Below are 20,657 nucleotides of genomic sequence, written 5' to 3' on the forward strand. Positions count from 1 at the left end.
TATCGCCGGACCGGGGCCGACTTGCCAAATGGATTGCCGGCCCCCCGACCTGCTACGACTCCGTCGGTGCTTCCTCCGTGAGGCGCACCGTGCTGAGGATCTTCTGCACGGTCGCCTCCGGGATCTCGTCCTTGACGCCCTTGGCGCCGTACAGGTTCCAGGTGACGAAGTCCCCGGCGCCGTTCTTGAAGGCGAACGTGATCGCCTTGCCCTCGCTGTCGCACTTGCCCTTCTGCGGCGTGTTCTCCGAGTGCGCCGTGGCCACGCTGCCCTTGAGGCCGGACGCCGTGGTGTACGCCTTCGGCTTCTCGTACTTCACGCTCTTCTTGTCGGGCTGCGTGTACCCGCCGTAGATCCACCACGGCACCCGGGTCTCGGCCGCCATGTCCGTGTCCTTGGCGCCGTTCTCACCGCGGGTGCCGGCGGTGGCGAGGGCGGTGTCCTCCTCGCGGCCGTCCTTGTTGTCGTCGCTCGTGCACCACTTGGACTTCAGGTACGCGGGGGCGGTGACGGTGGTGCGGTCCATCTCACCGTCCTCCTTCTCCCACTCGAAGCCCACGCTGGTGCCGGGAGTCTCGATCTCCCAGTCGGCCGGGACGTCGAACTCGGTGCCGAAGCGCGTGTTGACGACGACCTTCCAGCCCGGGACGGTCGCCTTGTCCCCCTCGCCGCCGCGCGGGTTGTCGTCCGAGGCGGAGACGCTCGGCTCGGCGGAGGTGTCCTTGGACACGGTCGCGGTCGGCTTGGCGTCCTTGCCGCCGCCGGCCTCGTCGTCCTTGTCGCCGCCGAGCACCAGGAAGCCGGTGACACCGGCGGCCACGACCACGGCCGTCGCCGCCACGACCGCCACCAGCTTCGTCCGGTTCCCGCCGCCCCCGTCCTGCGGTGGCCGAGGCCCGCCCGCCACGGTCTGCGCGCCCCATCCCGGCTGCTGCTGGTACGGGTTCGGCTGCTGATAGCCGGGCTGCTGGTACGGATTCGGCTGTTGGTACCCCGGCTGCTGGTACGGGTTGTCCGACTGCGGGTTCTGCTCGCCCCCGGGCGGCTGCTGTCCTGGCCACATGGGCAGCAACCCTAGCCGCGCCAGGGACACGGTTGGGTCACCGCCCTTTGACGGGGACGTAGCAAACCGGATGCCGCGCGGCATGGCGAATCGAGGCTACTCGCGGGTAACATCCGTTCATGAGCGCAGACCGGATGACCATCGGCGAGATGCTCGCCGCCACGGTGCCCATGGCCCGGACCCTCAATCTCCGGTTCCTGGAGACCACGCCCGAGCGGGCCGTGGTGGCCCTGCCGGACCAGGCCGACTACCACAACCACGTGGGCGGGCCGCACGCCGGCGCGATGTTCACCCTCGGTGAGTCGGCGAGCGGCGCGATCGTGCTCGCCGCGTTCGGGGACCAGCTCGCACGGGCCGTGCCGCTGGCCGTCCGGGCCGAGATCGCCTACAAGAAGCTGGCGATGGGCCAGGTCACCGCCACCGCGACCCTCGGCCGCCCGGCCGCCGAGGTCGTCGCCGAACTCGACGCGGGCGTGCGCCCCGAGTTCCCGGTCGCGGTCGCCGTCCGCCGCGAGGACGGCGCCGTCACCGGCGAGATGACCGTCGTCTGGACCCTGCGTCCCAACGGCTGACCACCGGCTCCGCGGCCGGACCGGGCGCGCGGCACGACCCGGTAGGCTTCCCGTTCGTGCGCCGGGACCCGGCGCACGAACGGCGGACCGGGAGGACGGGGCGTTGCACGTGCAGGAGTGGCTCGAGACCGTACCCGCGGTCGCCGTGTACGCCCTGGTGGGGCTGGTCATCGGGCTGGAGAGCCTGGGCATCCCGCTGCCGGGCGAGATCATCCTGGTCTCCTCCGCGCTGCTCGCCTCCCAGCACGGCGACATCGACCCGGTGGTCCTCGGCGCCTGCGCCACCGCCGGCGCGATCATCGGCGACTCGATCGGCTACGCCATCGGCCGCAAGGGCGGACGGCCGCTGCTGGCCTGGCTGGGCGCCAAGTTCCCCCGTCACTTCAGCGAGGGGCACATCGCGGCCGCCGAGCGGTCCTTCACGAAGTGGGGCATGTGGGCCGTCTTCTTCGGCCGCTTCGTGGCCCTGCTGCGCATCTTCGCCGGCCCGCTCGCGGGTGTGCTGCGGATGCCGTACTGGAAGTTCCTGATCGCCAACGTCCTCGGCGGCATCGTCTGGGCGGGCGGCACCACCGCCGTCATCTACTACGTCGGCATCGTCGCCGAGTCCTGGCTGAAGCGCTTCTCGTGGCTGGGCCTGGTGCTGGCGGTGCTGATCGGCGCGACGTCGATGCTGGTGCTGAAGCGCAAGGCGAAGAGGGCGGGACCCGAGCCGGTCGTCGCCGGCGACTAGGAACGCCCCCGAAGGGGCGCGGGGCCGTGCCGACCCGCGGCCCGGCCGCGACCGGCCCGCGCACCGCGCGCGGCCGTCACCCCCCGTGCGCGTCCCGGTGCGCCTTCGCCAGCTCCGCGTACATCGTGCCGTTGAGGGTGAGCCCCTCCCGCTCCTCGGGGCTCAGCTCCCGCCTCACCTTCGCCGGCACCCCCGCGACGAGCGAGCCCGGGGGCACCTCCATCCCCTGCGGCACCAGTGCCTGGGCGGCAACCAGCGATCCCGCGCCGATCACGGCACCGTTCAGCACCGTCGCCCCCATCCCGATCAGGCAGTCGTCACCCACGGTCGCCCCGTGCACCACGGCGTTGTGCCCGATCGACACCCGCTCGCCCACGGTGACCGGAAACCCCGGATCGGCGTGCAGCGTGCAGTTGTCCTGCACGTTGCTGCTCGCCCCGACGGAGATCCGCTCCACGTCGCCGCGCAGTACCGCCCCGTACCAGACGCTCGCGCCCGCGTGCAGCGTCACGTCCCCGATCACCGAGGCCGTGGGCGCCACGAAGGCGCTCCCGTCCACCTCCGGCTCCCTGCCCCCGATACCCGTGATCAGCGCGCGGTGCGTCATCGCCCTCTCCTCCACCGACGTCTGTAGACACCACGCACCGTATACGCCGGCCCGGTGGGGTGAAGATCACAGGGTCACCGGCCCGTCGGCGAGCCGCCCGCCGACTACGGTGAGCGGGTGCCGAAGCGCAAGAACACGTTCTCGTCCTGGCCGCGCCGCCTCGCTCAGCGCGCGGTCCACGCGGGCTGGGCCTGGGCGCAGCGCACGGGTTCGGTGACCGCCGAGCACCCCGGCCGCTTCCGCTTCGGGGCGATGGGAACAGGTACCAGGCTCGCCTTCCCGCTCGGCACGGTCTTCGGTGAGCCCTGGATCCGGATCGGCGCGCACTGCGTCATCGGCGAACAGGTCACCCTCACCGCCGGTCTGATGCCCGGTCTCGACCTCGGGCCCGAACCGATCCTGCGCATCGGCGACGGGGTCGTGCTGGGCCGCGGCAGCCACGTCATCGCCGACACGACGGTCACCATCGGCAGCGACTGCTACTTCGGGCCGTACGTCTACGTCACCTCCACCAACCACTCCTACGACGATCCGCACGAGCCCATCGGCAAGCAGTGGCCCCGGATGGAGCCGGTGGAGATCGGCCCCGGCTGCTGGATCGGCACCGGCGCGGTGATCCTGCCGGGGGCGCGCATCGGACGGAACGTGGTGGTGGCCGCGGGCGCGGTGGTCCGGGGCGCGGTGCCCGACCACGCCGTGGTCGCGGGCGCCCCGGCCCGTGTCGTGCGCCGCTGGACCCCCGCCGACGGCTGGCAGCCGCCGCTGCGCACCCCGGCGCCCGTACCGATCCCGGAGGGCATCACCCCGGAGCAGTTGCGGGCGCTGTCGGAACTGGACGAGGAGAGCGCCGCCCGGCTCGCGGAACTGGACGAGCAGGGCGCGGCCCGGCTCGCCGAGCTGGAACCCGAGGGCTGAACCGCCCCGCCCGGTCGTGGAAGGCGCCGATTCCGGTCGCAGTACAGTGCGATGGACGATCGGGTCCATTCCGCGGCAGCCGGACGGAGCGGACCCGGCCGCCCCACCTGTCGGACGGAACGGACGGAACGTGTCGGACCTCGACCTGCTGACCCAGTCCCTGGCGCGCAACGTCAAGCGCTGGCGCACCGAGCGCGGCTTCACCCTGGACACGCTCGCGGCACGGGCCGGTGTCAGCCGCGGCATGCTCATCCAGATCGAACAGGCCCGCACCAATCCGAGCATCGGCACGGTCGTCAAGATCGGCGACGCGCTCGGCGTCAGCGTCCCCACCCTGCTCGACTACGAACGGGGCCCGAAGGTCCGGATCGTCCCCGCCGACCAGGCGGTGCGGCTGTGGCACACCGAGGGCGGCAGCTACAGCCGGCTGCTCGCCGGCACCGAGGCGCCCGGTCCGCTGGAGATGTGGGACTGGCGGCTCATGCCGGGCGAGAGCAGCGACTCCGACCCGCACCCCGCCGGCACGGTCGAACTCGTCCACGTCACGTCCGGGGAGCTGACCCTCACCGTCGACGGAGCGGAGCACCTGGTGCCGGCCGGCGCCAGCGCCTCCTTCGAGGCCGGCACACCGCACACGTACGGCAACCGGGGCGGCGTCCCGATGGAGATGATCATGACCGTCTCGGTGCCGTCCGTGCACTGAGGCGCCCCTGTTACGGTGCGGCCATGCGCGCACCCATCGGAGACTTCGACCACGCCGTCCCCGCCCCCGACCGCCTCGACGAGCTGACCGCCCCGGTCGCCGCCGCCGTCCGCGCCTGGAGCGGCAGCGTCCCGGCCGACCGGCTGCTCTACGTCGACACCGACCCGCGCTGGGCGGACACCGCCGTCTTCGTCGAGCACTACGGCCGGGACCTGCTGGAGCGGTCGGCCAACTGCGTGGTGGTGGCGGGCAGACGGGGCGGCGGGACCACGCTCGCCGCGTGCGTCGTGCTGTCCACCACCCGGCTCGACGTCAATGGTGTCGTACGGCGTCACCTCGGCGCCCGCAAGGCGTCCTTCGCCCCGATGGACACGGCCACGGGGGAGACCGGCATGGAGTACGGCGGCATCACCCCGGTCGGACTGCCCGGCGACTGGCCGGTGCTGGTGGACGCGGCCGTCGTGGACCTGCCGTACGTGCTCGTCGGCAGCGGCCGGCGGCGCGGCAAGCTGCTGGTGCCGGGCAAGGCGTTCGCGGAGCTGCCCGGAGCGGTCGTGCTGGAAGGGCTGGGAGCGGCCTGAACTCACCGCACCGCGTGGTGGGCGAGCGGCAGGTGCGGGTCCGCCGCGCCGGGCACCGGTTCCGGGTCGGCGTGGACCAGGGCCGCGGTCAGCCGGGGGACGGCGTGCAGCAGCGCGTGCTCGGCCTCGACGGCGACGCGGTGGGCCTCGCGCACCGTCGCCTCGCCGTCCACCACGACCGCCACCTCGGCGCGCAGCCGGTGGCCGATCCAGCGCAGCCGCAGCTCACCCACCCCGCGCACACCCGGTACGCCGGTCAGGGCCCGCTCGGCCCGGTCCACCAGGGCCGGGTCGACGGCGTCCATCACCCGCCGGAACACCTCCCGCGCGGCGTCCCGCAGCACCAGGACGATCGCCGCCGTGATGGCCAGCCCCACCACCGGGTCCGCGTACCGCCAGCCCAGGGCCGCGCCGCCGGCGCCCAGCAGCACCGCCAGTGAGGTGTACCCGTCGGTGCGGGCGTGCAGCCCGTCGGCGACCAGCGCGGCCGAGCCGATGGACCTTCCGACCCGGATGCGGTACCGGGCCACCCACTCGTTGCCCGCGAACCCGACCAGCGCCGCGACGGCGACCACCGGGACGTGCTCGACCGGGCGCGGGTCCAGCAGCCGGCCGAGCGCCGTCCAGCCGGCGAAGGCCGCGGACGCGGCGATCGTCAGCACGATCGCGATGCCCGCCAGGTCCTCCGCGCGTCCGTAGCCGTAGGTGAAGCGGCGGGTGGCGGCGCGCCGCCCCAGGACGAAGGCGATGCCCAGCGGTACGGCGGTCAGCGCGTCCGCGGCGTTGTGCACCGTGTCGCCGAGCAGCGCCACCGAGCCCGACACGGCCACCACGACAGCCTGAGCCAGCGCCGTCACGCCCAGCACCGCCAGCGAGACCCACAGCGCGCGCATGCCCCGGGCCGAGGACTCCAGCGCGGAGTCGAGCTTGTCGGCCGTCTCGTGGGAGTGCGGCGCGAGGAGATGGGCGAGGCGGTGCAGCGGCGAAGCCCGGTGGTGCTCGTGCTTGTGGTCGTGGTCGTGGCTGTGGTCGTGGTCGTGGCTGTGCTCGTGCTTGTGGTCGTGGCTGTGCTCGTGGTCGTGCGCGTGTCCATGGTCGTGGTGGCGGTCGCTCACGATCGTCCCCTTCCGGTGCGCGAGGTGGACGCGGCGGCGCCCACGCCGCCATTATGTGCGTATGAGCGCACGCATGCACCTATCACCTGCGCACGATGAGCATCCGCGCACACCCGGCGAGGAGCACTACGCGCTCGCGGCGGAGCTGCTCGCCCTGCTCGGCGATCGCACCCGGCTGACCCTGCTGCACGCCCTGACCGGCGGCGAGGCCGATGTCACCACGCTCACCGAGGCCTGCGGCGCGGCACGGCCCGCGGTCAGCCAGCACCTGGCGCGCCTGCGGCTCGCGGGACTGGTGGACACCCGCAAGGAGGGCCGCCGGGTGATCTACTCCCTGCGCGACGGCCATCTGCGGCGGCTGGTGGACGAGGCGCTGAACGTGGCCGACCACCGGATCGGCGGCCGGCCGCCGCACGACTGACGGAGCCGCGGCCTCGGTACCGGGCCGCCGCACCCGGGTAACCGCTCCGCGAAGGCGGCGGCGGGGGAGGAGAACAGGCGGCGCAGCCGTGCGAGCGTGGCGCCCGCCCGGAACGGATCCCCCGCCGCGGCGCCGTGGCACAGCCCGGACAGCCACTGCGAGAACTCCTGGCAGTCCGGGCCGCCCGCAGGATGCTGCCCATGGTGGGTCCGGCGGGACCGGCGCCCACGACGACGACCGGAAAGCGCTGCGGAGAAGAGGGGCGAGGCGGGCGGGGCTCCGGCTCGTCACACCGCTGTGGCGGCACGGCCCCGCTGGGACAGGCGCTAGCCGAGCCGGGGTATCTCGATCGCCGGGCAGCGGTCCATCACCATCTCCAGGCCCGCCGCGCGGGTCCGCCGGTAGGCCGCCTCGTCGATGACGCCGAGCTGGAACCACACGGCCCCGGCGCCCTTGGCCACCGCCTCGTCCGCGACGGCCCCGGCCAGGTCGCTGTTGACGAACACGTCCACGACGTCCACCCCGAAGGGGATGTCCGCGAGGGAGGCGTAGCCCTGCTCGCCGTGCACGGTCTCGGCCTTCGGGTGCACCGGCACCACGCGCTTGCCGAACCGCTGGAGCACCTGGGCGACGCCGTACGCCGCGCGCTGCCGGTTGGACGACAGGCCCACCACGGCCCAGGTGTCACCGAGTCCGGTGAGGATCTTGCGGACCGTCGCCTCGTCGCCGTACACCGTCGGCCTCCCGGGGGTCGTGGAAGAGCTGTCGCCCCGCACAACGAAGCGGGACGCACGGTGATTCCCGGTGCCGGTCGTTCTTCCCGGGGCCGGTGGACTGTACCGGTCGCCGGGCCGCCCGGAGCCGGGAACCGCACACGGCGACCCGAAAAGCGGCCCGGATACCTGCGTACGCCCGCTCACACGCCTACGCTCGCCTCGTGCTGCGCATCACCGACGCCCGAACCGGCGAACCCGTGGACGCCGCCCCCGCCCGGCGGGGCCTGACCCGGGTCGAGGCCCACACCCAGGGGGCCGACCCGACGAACCTGCGTGTGCTGCTCGTCGCCGACCTGCTCGTACGCGCCCTGGAACTCGGCGGCACGCCGGTCTGGGCGCTGCTCACCGGCGACCGGCGGCAGGCGGAACTGCGCGCGGCGGGCGCGGCCCTCGGGGTCCGGCCCTTCGAGGCCGGCGGGAACGCCGGCACCGGCCTGGGCGAGGCCCAGGTGCTGCACGTGGTGGGCGAGGGCGGCGCGGCACCCGACGGAGTCCGCGTCGCCGTGGCCCCCGTGCGCGGTGAGGCACCCGGCCCGGCGGACGGCGCCGACCCCGCCGCCCTGCGGCTGGCCCTGCTCGCCCGCCCCCGGAGCGAGCCCGTGACGGCCGGCCCGGCCGCCCTGGGCGAGGCCGCCGAGACCCTCGGCCGCTGGCGCCGCGCGGTCGCCGACTGGGCGCGACGGCCCTCGCGGCCGGTCCCCGACGCGGTGCGCGCCGATCTGCGCACCGCGTGGGAGGACGATCTGGACACGGCCGGCGTGCTGGCCGTCCTCCGCGGGGTGGAGACGGCCCCGGACCTGGCGGACGGCGCCCGCTTCGAGACGTACGCCTACGCCGACCGGCTGCTCGGCCTCGACCTCGCCCGAGACCTGGGATCCCCGGCGTGATCGAGCGTGCCGGGCCGGGACCGCTGCGCCGCCTGGTCGTCCTGCGCCACGCCAAGTCCGCCCGGCCGGAGGGCGTCACCGACCACGACCGCCCCCTCGGTCCGCGCGGACTCAGGGACGCCCCCGCCGCCGGACGCGCGCTCGCCGAGGCCGACTGCCTGCCGGGCCTCGCGCTGTGCTCCACCGCCGTCCGGGCCCGCCGCACCTGGGAGCTGGTCGCCGCGCAGTGGGGCACACCCCCACCGGTCCGTCACGACCCCCGCCTGTACCACGCCGACGTCCCCGAGCTGCTGGACGTGGTGCGCGAGACACCGGCCGAGGTCGAGACGCTGCTGCTGATCGGACACAACCCGGGGCTGGAGGACCTCGTCCTGACCCTGGCCGGCGACGGCCTGGACGACACCCTGGACCGGGTCCGCACCAAGTTCCCCACCTCCGCGATCGCCGTCCTGTCCTGGCGCGGCGCCGCATGGCGGGACCTCGCCCCCGGCGTCGCCCTGCTGACCTCGGTGACGGTGCCCCGGGGCGGGCGGGGATAGCCGGGACACCCCTTCCGCGCGGAGGCGCATAGGCTGGCCGGATGCAGGACGAGTACCGCACCGTCGCCCGCGCGGGTGTGCACGAGACCGAGATCAACCGCTCCCGCTTCCTGTGCGCGCTCGCCCCCGCGGCCACCGAGCGGGAGGCCCAGGACTTCGTCGCCGCGATCCGCAGGGAGCACGCGGACGCCACCCACAACTGCTGGGCGTACGTCATCGGCGCCGACGCCTCCACCCAGAAGGCCAGCGACGACGGCGAACCCGGCGGCACCGCGGGCGTCCCCATGCTCCAGATGCTGCTCCGCCGCGACATGCGGTACGTCGTCGCCGTCGTCACCCGCTACTACGGCGGCGTCAAGCTCGGCGCCGGCGGCCTCATCCGCGCCTACGGCGGCGCCGTCGGCGAGGCACTGGACACCCTCGGCACGATCACCCGCCGCCGCTTCCGCCTGGCCACGGTCACCGTCGACCACCACCGCGCCGGCAAGGTCCAGAACGACCTGCGCGCCACCGGCCGCGAGGTCCGTGACGTGCGCTACGCCGAGCAGGTCACCATCGAGATCGGCCTCCCGGACGCCGACGTGGCCGCCTTCCGCGCCTGGCTCGCCGACGCGACCGCGGGAACGGCCGGGTTCGAGCTGGGCGGGGAGGCGTACGGCGACGCGTGACCGGTCCGCCGTACATATGCGGACATGGGGGACAACGGGTAAATGCGGAACGGGTCATGACGCGGCGATACGGGAGTAACCGCCCGTGCTGTCGGACCCTCCGGTTACGCTGCGGGGATCATGAGACTGCTGCACACGTCCGACTGGCACCTCGGCCGGTCCTTCCACCGGGTCGGCATGCTCGGTGCCCAGGCCGAGTTCATCGGCCACCTCGTCGACACCGTCCGTGAGCGCGAGGTGGACGCGGTGGTCGTGTCGGGAGACGTGTACGACCGCGCGGTGCCGCCGCTCTCCGCGGTCGAGCTGTTCGACGACGCCCTGCACCGTCTCGCCGGTCTCGGCGTGCCGACGGTGATGATCTCCGGGAACCACGACTCGGCCCGCCGCCTCGGCGTCGGCGCCGGGCTCATGGGGCACGCCGGCATCCATCTGCGGACCGAACCGGCCGCGTGCGGCACGCCGGTGGTGCTGTCCGACGAGCACGGGGACGTCGCGTTCTACGGGCTGCCGTACCTCGAACCCGCCCTGGTGAAGGACACCTTCGGGGTGGAGAGGGCCGGCCACGAGACGGTGCTCGCCGCCGCCATGGACCGCGTCCGCGCGGACCTCGCCGACCGCGCGCCCGGCACCCGCTCGGTCGTCCTCGCGCACGCCTTCGTCACCGGTGGCGAACCCAGCGACAGTGAACGGGACATCACCGTCGGCGGGGTGGCCGCCGTGCCCGCCGGGGTGTTCGACGGCGTCGACTACGTGGCGCTGGGGCATCTGCACGGCTGCCAGACCCTCACCGAGCGGGTGCGCTACTCCGGCTCCCCGCTGCCGTACTCCTTCTCCGAGGCCGGCCACCGCAAGAGCATGTGGCTCGTCGACCTGGCCGCCGACGGGGCGGTCACCGCCGAGCGCGTCGACTGCCCGGTGCCGCGCGCGCTGGCCCGGATCCGCGGCACCCTGGAGGAACTGCTCGCCGATCCGGCGCTGGCACGGCACACGGAGGCGTGGGTCGAGGCGACGCTCACCGATCCGGTCCGCCCGGCCGACCCCATGGCCCGGCTCACCGAGCGCTTCCCGCACACCCTCAGCCTGGTCTTCGACCCGGACCGGGCGGCGGACGACCCCGCGGTCTCCTACGCCCGCCGCCTCGCCGGCCGGGACGACCAGCAGATCGCCGAGGACTTCGTCGCCCACGTGCGCGGCGCCGGTCCCGACGCGCACGAACGGGCCGTCCTGCGGGACGCCTTCGACGCGGTCCGCGCGGACGACGCGGTACGGGAGGTGGCGCGGTGAGGCTGCACCGGCTGGACATCACCGCCTTCGGGCCCTTCGGAGGCACCCAGAGCGTCGACTTCGACGACCTGTCCGCCGCGGGGCTCTTCCTGCTGCACGGCCCCACCGGCGCCGGCAAGACCTCCGTGCTGGACGCCGTCTGCTACGCGTTGTACGGCTCCGTCCCCGGGGCCCGGCAGAGCGGTCAGGGCACGACCCTGCGCAGCGACCACGCCGCCCCGGGCGTCCGCACCGAGGTCGCCCTCGAACTCACCGTCGCCGGACGCCGGCTGGAGATCACCAGGCAGCCGCCCTGGGAGCGGCCGAAGAAACGCGGCACCGGCACCACCCTGGACAAGGCCCAGACCTGGCTGCGCGAACGCGACGCCGCCGCGGGCGCCTGGAAGGACCTCAGCCGCTCGCACCAGGAGATCGGCGAGGAGATCACCCAGCTCCTCGGCATGAGCCGGGAGCAGTTCTGCCAGGTCGTGCTGCTGCCCCAGGGCGACTTCGCGCGCTTCCTGCGCGCCGACGCCGAAGCCCGCGGCAGACTGCTGGGCCGCCTCTTCGACACCCGCCGCTTCGCCGACGTGGAGAAGCGCCTCGCCGAACGCCGGCGGGCCGCCGAGTCCCGGGTGCGCGAGGGCGACGCCGACCTGCTCGCCGACGCGCACCGGATGCAGCAGGCCGCGGGCGGCTCCATGGAGCTGCCCGCGCTGACGCCCGGCGAACCGGGACTGGCCGAGGCCGTGCTGGCCGCGGCCGCCGTCGCCCGCAGCACCGCGCGGGAACAGCTCACGGCCGCCCGCTGCCGCCTCGCCACCGCCGAGTCCGCCCTCGCCGAGGCCGACCGCGCCCTGGACGTCGTACGCGAACGGGACCGGCTGCAACGGCGCTTCGCTGAGGCACGGGAGCGGGCGGCCCGGCTCCGGGAGCGGTCCGGCGCCCACCACGAGGAGCGGGCCCGCATGGAGCGGGCCCGCAAGGCCGAGACCGTCGCCCCCGCCCTGGACCTGCGGGACTCCGCCGAGGCCGAGCACCGGCGGGCGGCCGGTGCCGAACTGCGCGCGCGTGCCCTGCTCCCGGCGTCCCTCGCGGACGCGGGAGCGGCCGGGCTCGCGGTCGCCGCCCGCCGGGCCGCCGAGGAACTGGGCGGGCTGGAGTCGGCCCGCCGCGCCGAGCGCCGGCTGACGGAACTCCTCGGCGAGCGCGCCGACCTGGACCGCCAGGAACGCGCCGACGAGGAGGTGCGGGAGGACGCGGAGACCTGGCTCGCGGACTGGGAGGAGACCCGGGCCGGTCTGCAGAGCCGCATCGAGTCCGCGCAGCAGGCCGCGACGCGGGCCGGCGAACTCGCCGTGCGGCGCGACCCCGCACGGCAGCGGCTGAACGCCGCGCGGCTGCGCGACCGGCTGGCCGCGGACACGGAAACGGCCGAGGAACAGGCCCGCGCCGCCCGGGAACAGGCGCTCGCGGTGAAGCAGCACTGGCTCGACCTCAAGGAACAGCGCCTGAACGGCATCGCCGCCGAACTGGCCGGCGGCCTCACCGAAGGCGAACCCTGCGCGGTCTGCGGCGCCACCGAACACCCCGCCCCCGCCCGCAAGGTCGACGGGCACGTCGACCGCGAGACGGAGGAACGCGCCCTCGCCGACCACCAGCGCGCCGACGACCACCGCACCGGGGCCGAGCGGCGGCTCGGCGCCGTCCGGGAGGCGCTGGCCGCCGCGAGCGCGGCGGCCGGGGACGCCGCCACTGAACAACTCGCCCGCGAGGTGGACGAGTTGGAGCAGCAGTACGCACAGGCCCGGGAGGCCGCCTCGGTACTGCACGCCGAGCAGGAGCGGCTGCGCCGTGCGGAGCGGGAGCACGAGCTGCGGATCACCGCCCAGCGTGAGACGGCCGTCCGGGCCGCCGCACGGGTGGGGCACCGTGAGCGGCTGGACCGGGAGCACGCCGCGCTGGAGGAGGAGTTGGCGCAGGCGCGGGGGGACGCCACCAACGTGGCCGCACGCGCCGCGCAGCTGGAGCGGAGCGTCGCACGGCTCACGGACGCCGCCGACACCGCCCGCGCCGCCGAGGACGCGGCCCAGCGGCTCAAGGAGGCCGACGCCCGGCTCGCCGACGCCGCCTTCCGCGCGGGGTTCGACACCCCGCAGGCCGCCGCCGAAGCCCTCCTCGACGACACCGCCCGGCGTGAACTCGGGCAGCGCCTGGACACCTGGCAGCACGAGGAGGCCGCCGTACGGGCCGTCCTCGCCGAACCGGAGACCGCGGCCGCCGCGCAGCAGCCGCCCGCCGACCCCGCCACCGCGCAGCGGGCCGCCGAGGACGCCGGCCGCGAGGTGCGCGAGGCGGCCTCCGCGCGGGACGCCGCCGCCCGGCGCTGCGCCGAACTCGACCGGCTCTCCGCGCGGGCCGCCGCCTCGGTGCGCCGGCTGGGACCACTGCGCGAGGAGTACGACCGGGTGGCCCGCATGGCCGGACTCACCGCGGGCACCTCGGCGGAGAACGAACGCAGGATGCGCCTGGAGTCGTACGTCCTCGCCGCCCGTCTGGAACAGGTCGCCGCCGCCGCGACCGTACGGCTGCACCGCATGTCGTCCGGCCGGTACACCCTCGTCCACTCCGACGACCGCTCCGGCCGCGGCCGCAGCGGGCTCGGACTGCACGTCGTCGACGCCTGGACCGGGCGGGAGCGCGACACCGCGACCCTCTCGGGCGGCGAGACCTTCTTCGCCTCGCTCGCCCTGGCGCTCGGTCTCGCGGACGTCGTCGCCGACGAGGCGGGCGGGGTCCGGCTGGACACCCTCTTCATCGACGAGGGCTTCGGCAGCCTCGACGACCAGACCCTCGACGAGGTCCTGGACGTCCTGGACTCCCTGCGTGAACGCGACCGCAGCGTGGGCATCGTCAGTCACGTCGGCGATCTGCGACGGCGGATACACGCCCAGCTGGAGGTCGTGAAGGGACGCTCCGGTTCGGAACTGCGCCGGCGCGGCACCCGCTGAGACCGGCTCACCGCCCCAGCGGGCGGCGCGGCAGCGGCGAGGAGTAGACGACACTGGTGGTCACCGAGCCGAGCGTGCCGATCCGGCCCGTCACCTCCTCCAGGTGCCGCATCGAACGGGCGACGACCTTGATGACGAAACAGTCCTCGCCCGTCACGTGGTGCGCCTCCAGGATCTCCGGCATCGCCGCGACGAGGTCGTGGAAGGGCTTGTAGTTGCCGGTCGGGTAGCGCAGCCGTACGAAGGCCAGGATCGGCAGCCCGATCCGCTCCGGGTCCACCACCGCCGTGTAGCCCCGGATGACCCCGGCCTCCTCCATGCGGCGCACCCTTTCGGTGACCGCGCTCGCGGACATCGAGACGGCACGGGCGAGTTCGGCGAAACCGGCCCGTCCCTCCCGCTGGAGGACGTCGAGGATGCGCCAGTCGGTGGCGTCCGGGGAATACGCGGTCATTCCCGAGGAATACCAGGGGAATCCCCGGTCGATCAAGGCGAAGGCCGGGGTTCTCCGCTTCAGACCCGGATCCCGCGGCCGTAGTTTCTCTTCCATGACCACCACCGTGAACTCCGTCCTGCGCGTCGCCCCCGTCCCCCCGGCGGAGGCCGCCGCCCACTTCCGCGCGCGCCTCGCCCTGTACACCGATGTCTCCGACGTGGCCGCCGCGCTCGCGGCCGGCGGCGACCCCGGGTTCGTCCTGGTGGACTCCCGCTCCACCGAGGCCTGGGACCAGGGCCATGTCCCCGGCGCGGTGCACCTTCCCACCGCGCTCGTCCCCGAGCGGGCCGCGCGGCTCCTGGACCCGTCGGTCCCGGTCGTGACGTACTGCTGGGGACCCGGCTGCGACGGCGCCACCCGCGCCGCGCTCGCCCTCGCCGAACTCGGCCACCGGGTCAAGGAGATGCTCGGCGGATTCGAGTACTGGGTGCGCGAGGGCCTCGAGTTCGAGACCTGGCGGGGCCGGGAACGCCGTGCCCCCGACCCGCTGACGGCGCCCGTGGGCACCGACGACTGCGGATGCTGAACCCCCGCCTCCGGTAAGGGAGTCGACCCGGTAGGTTCTGCGCATGGTGCGATACGCGGAGCCGGGCACGGTCGAGTGGGTGGAGTCGGGCGGCGGGCCGCTCGTCGCGGTGCCGGAGACGGTGCTCCCGTTCTGGACGGGAGCCGACGGCGACGAGACGGCCTCGGACTACGACCGTGCCTGCGAGGTGGACGGACTCGTCGGGCTCCTCCCGGTCGGCGACGCGGCGGCCCTGGTCCTGGGCGACGAGCCCGCCGCGACCGCCTTCCTGCCCGAGCACGGCACCCTCGTCCGCTGGATCGCCGGTGACGGTGAGGCGGAGGTCCTGGCGAGCGTCCCGGCGGCGCTGCACACCGCGCGGTGGCAGCCCGAGGTGCACTGGAGGGTGCCCGGCCCGGTCGTCCTGTTCGACGCGGCCTGGCCCGGCACCGGCTCCGCGGGCACCGACCAGGTGAACCTCACCCTCGCCCCGGGCCGTTACGCGGTCCGCGCGGCCCGGGTGCAGCCGGGTCCGGAGACCTGGCTGACCCTCGTCCGGATCCGGCCCCTGACCTGAACCGCGGGGGACGTCCGTGTGCGCCGGCGCCGCGCGGCCTCCATGCCGAGTGATCATGCCCGGGCTTCCCCGCCCCCCGCCCGAAGCGCTCCGCCGTGATTTCCCGGGCGGGCGCGTGGTGACGACGAACTCCGGGCGGGACGCCGTCGGCGGTGTGCCCGACGCCCCCGCCCGCCTCGTCGCGTGGCCGGCCACGCGACGAGGCGGACCGGATCACAGCGCCGACAGCTCGTCCACCAGGTCGTCCAGGCCCAGCGAACCCTGGGACAGCGCGGCCATGTGCCACGCCTTGAGGTCGAAGGCGTCGCCGTGCCGCCTGCGGGCGTTCTCCCGGCCCAGCAGCCACGCCCGCTCGCCGAGCTTGTAGCCGATCGCCTGACCCGGGATCGTCAGGTAGCGGGTCAGCTCGCTCTCCACGAAGTCCGCCGGGCGGCTGCTGTGCGCCCCGAAGAACTCCTCGGCCAGCTCCGGCGTCCAGCGCTCACCCGGGTGGAACGGCGAGTCCGCCGGGATCCGGAGCTCCAGGTGCATGCCGATGTCGACGACGACCCGGGCCGCCCGCATCATCTGCGCGTCCAGGTAGCCCAGCCGCTCCTCCGCGTCCGCGAGGAAGCCGAGCTCGTCCATCAGCCGCTCCGCGTACAGCGCCCAGCCCTCGGCGTTGGCGCTGACCATGCCGACGGAGGCCTGGTAGCGGGAGAGGGACTCGGCCACGTGCACCCACTGCGCGAGCTGGAGGTGATGGCCCGGCACGCCCTCGTGGTACCAGGTCGACACCAGGTCGTAGACCGGGAAGCGGGTCAGGCCCATCGTGGGCAGCCAGGTGCAGCCGGGCCGGGAGAAGTCCTCCGAGGGAGGCGTGTAGTACGGCGCCGCCGCGCTGCCCGCCGGGGCGATCCGCGACTCCACCTTCCGTACCCGCTCGGCGAGGTCGAAGTGCGTGCCGTCCAGGGACTCGATCGCCCGGTCCATCAGGCCCTGGAGCCACTCGCGGACCTCGTCGACGCCCTCGATGTGCCGGCCGTGCTCGTCCAGGTGCGCCAGCGCCACCCACGGCGTCCGGGCGCCGGGCAGGATCTTCTCGGCCTCCTTCCTCATCTCGCCGAGCAGCCGGTGGTACTCGGACCAGCCGTACGCGTACGCCTCGTCCAGGTCGAGATCGGTGCCGTTGTAGTAGCGGGCCCAGCGGGCGTACCGCTCCCGGCCCACCGTGTTCGGCGCGCCCGCGACGGCCGGGGCGTAGACGTCGCGCATCCAGTCCCGCAGCTCCACGACGGCCGCGGTCGCCGCGCGGGCGCCCTCGTCCAGTTCCGTGCGCAGCGCGTCCGGTCCCGCGGCGGCGAAGTCCTCGAACCAGCCGCGGCCCCCGCCGGTGTCCGCCCACTCGGTGAGCTGTCCGGTGAACGTCTCCGTCGGGCGCGGAGCCGCGTACAGCCTGCGCTCCAGGCCCAGCGCGAGGGACTCCCGGTAGCCCGCCAGCGCGGCCGGGACCGCGCGCAGCCGCTCGGCGATCGCCGCCCAGTCCTCCTCCGTCTCCGCCGGCGTCACGGTGAACACCTCGCGCACCGAATGCGCGGCCGTGCCCAGGTTGCCGACCGCGCGCAGCCCCTCGTCGGCCTCGTGCACGGCCAGTTCCGCGGTGAGCCGCTCGCGCAGCAGGCGGGCGCAGCGGCGCTCGATGCCGCTGTCCGCGCCGGGCTGCCGCTCGGCCTCGGCGAGCCGCTCGAGCGTGGCCCGCTGGAGCTCGGCGACCGCCTCCTGACCGGCGGGCGAGAGGTCGGGCAGACGGGAGGAGCTCTCCTTCACTCCGAGGAACGTTCCGGTGACCGGGTCGAGGGCGATGAGCTCGTCGACGTAGGTGTCGGCGACCTGACGGGGGAGCGCGCTGTTGGTCTGAGACATGCGGACCATCCTGGTACGCGGCCCGCCGCCCGTCACCCGGTTTGAGCTGTGGGCGAAGGCGGCAGCAGCGGGCCGCAGTCCCACTGCTGGAAGATCAGCCGGGTCTCCACGCGGGCCACCTCCCGCCGGGCCGTGAACTCGTCGAGCACCAGCCGTTGCAGGTCCGCCATGTCCGCGACCGCCACGTGCACCAGATAGTCGTCGGGGCCGGTCAGATGGAACACGGTCAGCGATTCCGGCAGCGCCCGGATCCGCTCCACGAACGGCCCCACCAGCTCCCGCCGGTGCGGTCTGACCTGCACCGACAGCAGCGCCTGGAGCCCGCGCCCCAGCTTGGCGGGGTCCAGCTCCAGCCGGTGCCCGAGGATCACGCCGGAGCGGCGCAGCCGGGTCACCCGGTCCAGACAGGTCGACGGCGCGACCCCGACCTGCGCGGCGAGGTCCCGGTACGTCGTCCGGGCGTCGTTCTGCAACAGCCGCAGCAGATGAAGGTCCACCGGATCCAGTGCGACGGATTCGGCCATCGGCCGAACGTAGCACGGGCTCAGACCCTCCGGACCCGTCCGGTGTTCACCCTTCCGTCCATGGACTTGGGCATGGACACGCGACGCACCACACGAGCACTCGCCACCGAGGCCGTGCACGCCGGCCGCGACGACCTCGCCGGACGGGGACTGCACGCCCCGCCGATCGACCTGTCGACCACCTACCCCTCGTACGACAGCCGGGCCGAGGCCGCCCGCATCGACGCCTTCGCCGCCACCGGCGCCGAGCCGGAGGGCCCGCCCGTCTACGGGCGGCTCGGCAACCCGACCGTCGCCCGCTTCGAGGCCGCCCTGGCCCGCCTGGAGGGGACGGAGTCGGCGGTCGCGTTCGCCAGTGGCATGGCCGCGCTCAGCGCTGTCCTGCTGGTCCGCGGTTCCATGGGGTTGCGGCACGTCGTCGCCGTACGTCCCCTGTACGGGTGCAGCGACCATCTGCTGACCGCCGGACTGCTCGGCTCCGAGGTGACCTGGACCGACCCGGCCGGGGTCGCCGACGCGCTGCGCCCCGACACCGGCCTGGTGCTCGTGGAGACCCCGGCCAACCCCACGCTCGCCGAGATCGACCTGCGGGCCGTCGCCCACGCCTGCGGCTCCGTACCGCTGCTCGTCGACAACACCTTCGCCACGCCGGTCCTCCAGCGCCCGGCCGAGCACGGGGCGCGGCTGGTGCTGCACAGCGCCACCAAGTACCTCGGCGGGCACGGGGACGTGCTGGCGGGCGTGGTGGCCTGCGACGAGGAGTTCGCCGGGCGGCTGCGCCAGGTGCGGTTCGCCACCGGCGGCGTGCTGCACCCGCTGGCCGGCTACCTGCTGCTGCGCGGCCTGTCGACCCTGCCGGTACGGGTGCGGGCCGCGTCCGCGGGCGCCGCCGAACTCGCCGGCCGGCTCGCCGCCGATCCGCGCGTGGCCCGGGTGCACTACCCGGGCATCGGCGGGGCGATGGTCTCCTTCGAGGTGCACGGGGACCCGCACGAGGTGATCGCCGGCGTGCGCCTGATCACCCCGGCCGTCAGTCTGGGCAGCGTGGACTCCCTCATCCAGCACCCGGCCTCCATCAGCCACCGCATCGTCGACGCCGGCGACCGCAGGGACGCCGGGGTGAGCGACCGGCTGCTGCGGCTCTCGGTCGGCCTGGAGGACGTCGAGGACCTGTGGGCCGACCTGGACGCGGCCCTGGGGGAGCGGGCCCGGACGCCCGGGCCGGCGGAGGCGCCGGCCCGGGGCTGAGACCGGGCACACGGGGAACGGCCCGGCGGGTCGTGCCGCCGGGCCGTTCCCCCGGTGCCCGCGCGGCGGCCGGAACCCGTTCCGCGCGCCCGCCGTGCGCCGTCCGGCGCGTGGTGGCCGTGGCCGCGGGCCGGCCGCGGCCCCCGTGCCCGGGAGCAGCGCCGGTGCCGCGGCTTCGCGCGGGACGGGCTACGGCCTGCCGATCCGCTCGCCGTGCTCCCGCTCCCCGGTCACGCGGCGGTCCGCCACGGCGTCCAGGCGGGCCGTGACGACCAGGGTCCCCTCCTCGATCTGGTAGTCGAGCGGCAGCCCCAGGCCGCGCATCGCGGCGACCATGCCGGTGTTGGACGCCTGCGTCACGGCGTACACCTGGGCGCAGCCGTCCTCGGCCGCCATCGCCACCAGCCGGGTGAGCAGCTCGGCGCCGATGCCCCGGCGCTGCCAGGCGTCCTCCACGACCAGCGCCACCTCGGTCTCGTCGCCGTCCCACAGCAGATGACCGAGGCCGACGATGCGGCCCGAGGCGGTCTGCGCGGCGAGCGTACGGCCGAAGCGCGGGCTGAGCAGGTGGTTCAGATAGCGGTCCGCGTCGCCGACCGGTCCGTGGTACCGCATGCGCAGGGTCTCGGTGGAGCACCGCTCGTGCATCGCCCGCGCGGCCGCCAGATCGCCGGTGTCCGCGCGGCGCACGGAGATGTCACCGCCCTCGGGCAGGGTGAGGACGTCGTGGCCGCGCGGGATGCGCGGACCGAGCCGGGCGTCCAGCTCCACCAGCGCGCGGGCGCGGGCGAACTCGGTGGGCGTGAACGGCAGATACGGCCGTTCCACGGTGATCACCCCGCCCTCCGGGGTGCGCAGCCGGATCACGGTGTCCTCCAGGGAGCCCTCCTCGGGCACGGTGTCGGGTATCCGCCGGCCGCCCATGGACGTGGCGGGCCGGGAGCGGATCGTGCACCGGCCCAGCAGCTGGCGCAGCGCGAGCGGCAGTTCGGCCGCGTCCTGCGCGGTGCGGGCGGCCAGGCCGAGGACCCGGGTCGGCGCGTCCACCAGATCGTGGGCGTCGGCCCGCTCGGTCCAGGTGTCCGTGCCCCCGGCGAGCGACACGGCGGTGACGAGGTCCGTCCCCTCCGGTGCCCGCAGCAGGAACTCGTCGACGGTGTCCTCGCCCAGCGGGTGCGTCTGCAGGCTCAGGATGTCGACCCGCAGCTCGGCCAGCGCCGTGCAGAGCGCGGCCAGCGCGCCCGGTTCGTCCTTCACCGTCGTCCGCATCCGCCACAGCACGCTGCTCCCGGCCACGGCGGAGGGCGGCCGGGCACCGCCGGTATCGTGCGCCGGCGGTGCGTGGCCGTGGCGCCGTGCCCACCACGCGTGGAAGGCGGCCGTGCACCGCGCGGCGAGTTCGACGGGGCTCCACCGGCGGTGCGCGGGGCCGCCGTTCCGGGTGTTCGTCACGTCAGACATGTCTCGATTCATACAGCCACTGTGAAGGAATCGTGTTTCCTGATCACGAACGTACTGTGACTGATGGGTAAAGCGCGCTTCCGCCCGTTT

22 protein-coding genes are annotated in these 20,657 nt (G+C 74.6%); 14 read left to right on the forward strand and 8 right to left on the reverse strand.

Features of this window, described 5'->3' with window-relative positions; genetic code table 11:
- Positions 1-52 precede the first annotated feature (52 nt).
- A complete protein-coding gene (locus ACFY3N_RS29545; protein WP_390819830.1) occupies positions 53-1,063 on the reverse strand; it encodes a hypothetical protein in 1,011 nt (336 codons plus the stop codon).
- A gap of 119 nt (positions 1,064-1,182) precedes the next feature.
- Here ACFY3N_RS29545 and ACFY3N_RS29550 point away from each other — a divergent pair, with 119 nt between their 5' ends.
- The gene (locus ACFY3N_RS29550) at positions 1,183-1,635 is read left to right on the forward strand and encodes a DUF4442 domain-containing protein (RefSeq protein WP_390819831.1); all 453 of its coding nucleotides are present in this window, start codon (positions 1,183-1,185) and stop codon (positions 1,633-1,635) included.
- A gap of 103 nt (positions 1,636-1,738) precedes the next feature.
- Entirely contained in the window at positions 1,739-2,368 is a 630-nt protein-coding gene (locus ACFY3N_RS29555; protein WP_390819832.1) for a DedA family protein, read from the forward strand.
- Positions 2,369-2,444: 76 nt separating this feature from the next.
- On the opposite strand, the gene ACFY3N_RS29560 is transcribed toward ACFY3N_RS29555, so the two are convergent.
- Entirely contained in the window at positions 2,445-2,975 is a 531-nt protein-coding gene (locus ACFY3N_RS29560; protein WP_390819833.1) for a gamma carbonic anhydrase family protein, read from the reverse strand.
- 117 nt (positions 2,976-3,092) lie between these two features.
- Here ACFY3N_RS29560 and ACFY3N_RS29565 point away from each other — a divergent pair, with 117 nt between their 5' ends.
- The 3 genes from ACFY3N_RS29565 (at position 3,093) to ACFY3N_RS29575 (ending at position 5,174) form a co-directional block, all read left to right on the forward strand.
- Positions 3,093-3,890, forward strand: a complete 798-nt coding sequence (locus ACFY3N_RS29565; protein WP_390819834.1) for an acyltransferase — start codon at positions 3,093-3,095, stop codon at positions 3,888-3,890.
- A 130-nt stretch (positions 3,891-4,020) separates the two neighbouring features.
- Positions 4,021-4,593: a helix-turn-helix domain-containing protein gene (locus tag ACFY3N_RS29570; protein WP_390819835.1), complete on the forward strand. Its 573-nt coding sequence runs from the start codon at positions 4,021-4,023 to the stop codon at positions 4,591-4,593.
- Positions 4,594-4,616: 23 nt separating this feature from the next.
- Positions 4,617-5,174, forward strand: coding sequence for a YbaK/EbsC family protein (locus tag ACFY3N_RS29575; RefSeq protein ID WP_390819836.1), 558 nt, complete (start codon positions 4,617-4,619; stop codon positions 5,172-5,174).
- 2 nt (positions 5,175-5,176) lie between these two features.
- Here ACFY3N_RS29575 and ACFY3N_RS29580 read toward each other — a convergent pair whose 3' ends face one another.
- Positions 5,177-6,289 carry a cation diffusion facilitator family transporter gene (locus ACFY3N_RS29580; RefSeq protein ID WP_390819837.1) on the reverse strand — a complete coding sequence of 371 codons (1,113 nt, stop codon included), beginning with the start codon at positions 6,287-6,289 and terminating at the stop codon, positions 5,177-5,179.
- Positions 6,290-6,350: 61 nt separating this feature from the next.
- On the opposite strand from ACFY3N_RS29580, the gene ACFY3N_RS29585 reads away from it, so the two are divergent.
- A complete protein-coding gene (locus ACFY3N_RS29585; RefSeq protein ID WP_390819838.1) occupies positions 6,351-6,710 on the forward strand; it encodes an ArsR/SmtB family transcription factor in 360 nt (119 codons plus the stop codon).
- Between the two features lie 326 nt (positions 6,711-7,036).
- Here the strand turns inward: ACFY3N_RS29585 and ACFY3N_RS29590 are convergent, their stop codons facing one another.
- Positions 7,037-7,444 carry a CoA-binding protein gene (locus tag ACFY3N_RS29590; protein ID WP_390819839.1) on the reverse strand — a complete coding sequence of 136 codons (408 nt, stop codon included), beginning with the start codon at positions 7,442-7,444 and terminating at the stop codon, positions 7,037-7,039.
- A 203-nt stretch (positions 7,445-7,647) separates the two neighbouring features.
- Here ACFY3N_RS29590 and ACFY3N_RS29595 point away from each other — a divergent pair, with 203 nt between their 5' ends.
- The 5 genes from ACFY3N_RS29595 to ACFY3N_RS29615 all read left to right on the forward strand — a co-directional run bounded on the left by ACFY3N_RS29595 (position 7,648) and on the right by ACFY3N_RS29615 (position 13,854).
- Positions 7,648-8,373, forward strand: a complete 726-nt coding sequence (locus ACFY3N_RS29595) for a hypothetical protein (protein WP_390819840.1) — start codon at positions 7,648-7,650, stop codon at positions 8,371-8,373.
- Positions 8,370-8,912 (forward strand): SixA phosphatase family protein, encoded by a 543-nt coding sequence (locus tag ACFY3N_RS29600; protein ID WP_390819841.1) that lies wholly within the window; start codon positions 8,370-8,372, stop codon positions 8,910-8,912. Before ACFY3N_RS29595 ends, ACFY3N_RS29600 begins: the two co-directional genes overlap by 4 nt.
- A gap of 41 nt (positions 8,913-8,953) precedes the next feature.
- Positions 8,954-9,580: a YigZ family protein gene (locus ACFY3N_RS29605; RefSeq protein ID WP_390819842.1), complete on the forward strand. Its 627-nt coding sequence runs from the start codon at positions 8,954-8,956 to the stop codon at positions 9,578-9,580.
- A 120-nt stretch (positions 9,581-9,700) separates the two neighbouring features.
- A complete protein-coding gene (locus tag ACFY3N_RS29610; protein ID WP_390819843.1) occupies positions 9,701-10,864 on the forward strand; it encodes an exonuclease SbcCD subunit D in 1,164 nt (387 codons plus the stop codon).
- Positions 10,861-13,854, forward strand: coding sequence for an AAA family ATPase (locus ACFY3N_RS29615; RefSeq protein WP_390819844.1), 2,994 nt, complete (start codon positions 10,861-10,863; stop codon positions 13,852-13,854). The genes ACFY3N_RS29610 and ACFY3N_RS29615 overlap by 4 nt, the downstream gene beginning before the upstream one ends.
- Before the next feature lie 7 nt (positions 13,855-13,861).
- On the opposite strand, the gene ACFY3N_RS29620 is transcribed toward ACFY3N_RS29615, so the two are convergent.
- The gene (locus ACFY3N_RS29620) at positions 13,862-14,308 is read right to left on the reverse strand and encodes an Lrp/AsnC family transcriptional regulator (protein WP_390819845.1); all 447 of its coding nucleotides are present in this window, start codon (positions 14,306-14,308) and stop codon (positions 13,862-13,864) included.
- Between the two features lie 94 nt (positions 14,309-14,402).
- On the opposite strand from ACFY3N_RS29620, the gene ACFY3N_RS29625 reads away from it, so the two are divergent.
- Positions 14,403-14,876 carry a rhodanese-like domain-containing protein gene (locus ACFY3N_RS29625; protein ID WP_390819846.1) on the forward strand — a complete coding sequence of 158 codons (474 nt, stop codon included), beginning with the start codon at positions 14,403-14,405 and terminating at the stop codon, positions 14,874-14,876.
- A 43-nt stretch (positions 14,877-14,919) separates the two neighbouring features.
- A complete protein-coding gene (locus ACFY3N_RS29630; protein ID WP_390819847.1) occupies positions 14,920-15,432 on the forward strand; it encodes an immunity 21 family protein in 513 nt (170 codons plus the stop codon).
- Between the two features lie 213 nt (positions 15,433-15,645).
- On the opposite strand, the gene ACFY3N_RS29635 is transcribed toward ACFY3N_RS29630, so the two are convergent.
- Together ACFY3N_RS29635 and ACFY3N_RS29640 are read right to left on the reverse strand one after the other, a co-directional pair.
- On the reverse strand, positions 15,646-17,334 hold the full coding sequence (locus ACFY3N_RS29635; RefSeq protein ID WP_390819848.1) for a DUF885 domain-containing protein: 1,689 nt from the start codon (positions 17,332-17,334) through the stop codon (positions 15,646-15,648).
- A 32-nt stretch (positions 17,335-17,366) separates the two neighbouring features.
- On the reverse strand, positions 17,367-17,858 hold the full coding sequence (locus tag ACFY3N_RS29640) for an Lrp/AsnC family transcriptional regulator (protein ID WP_390819849.1): 492 nt from the start codon (positions 17,856-17,858) through the stop codon (positions 17,367-17,369).
- 72 nt (positions 17,859-17,930) lie between these two features.
- Here ACFY3N_RS29640 and ACFY3N_RS29645 point away from each other — a divergent pair, with 72 nt between their 5' ends.
- Positions 17,931-19,106 (forward strand): trans-sulfuration enzyme family protein, encoded by a 1,176-nt coding sequence (locus ACFY3N_RS29645; protein ID WP_390819850.1) that lies wholly within the window; start codon positions 17,931-17,933, stop codon positions 19,104-19,106.
- A 189-nt stretch (positions 19,107-19,295) separates the two neighbouring features.
- On the opposite strand, the gene ACFY3N_RS29650 is transcribed toward ACFY3N_RS29645, so the two are convergent.
- Positions 19,296-20,567, reverse strand: coding sequence for a GNAT family N-acetyltransferase (locus ACFY3N_RS29650; RefSeq protein WP_390819851.1), 1,272 nt, complete (start codon positions 20,565-20,567; stop codon positions 19,296-19,298).
- Between the last annotated feature and the right edge of the window lie 90 nt (positions 20,568-20,657).

Source organism: Streptomyces sp. NPDC000348 (assembly GCF_042898795.1).
Classification (GTDB): Bacteria; Actinomycetota; Actinomycetes; order Streptomycetales; family Streptomycetaceae; genus Streptomyces.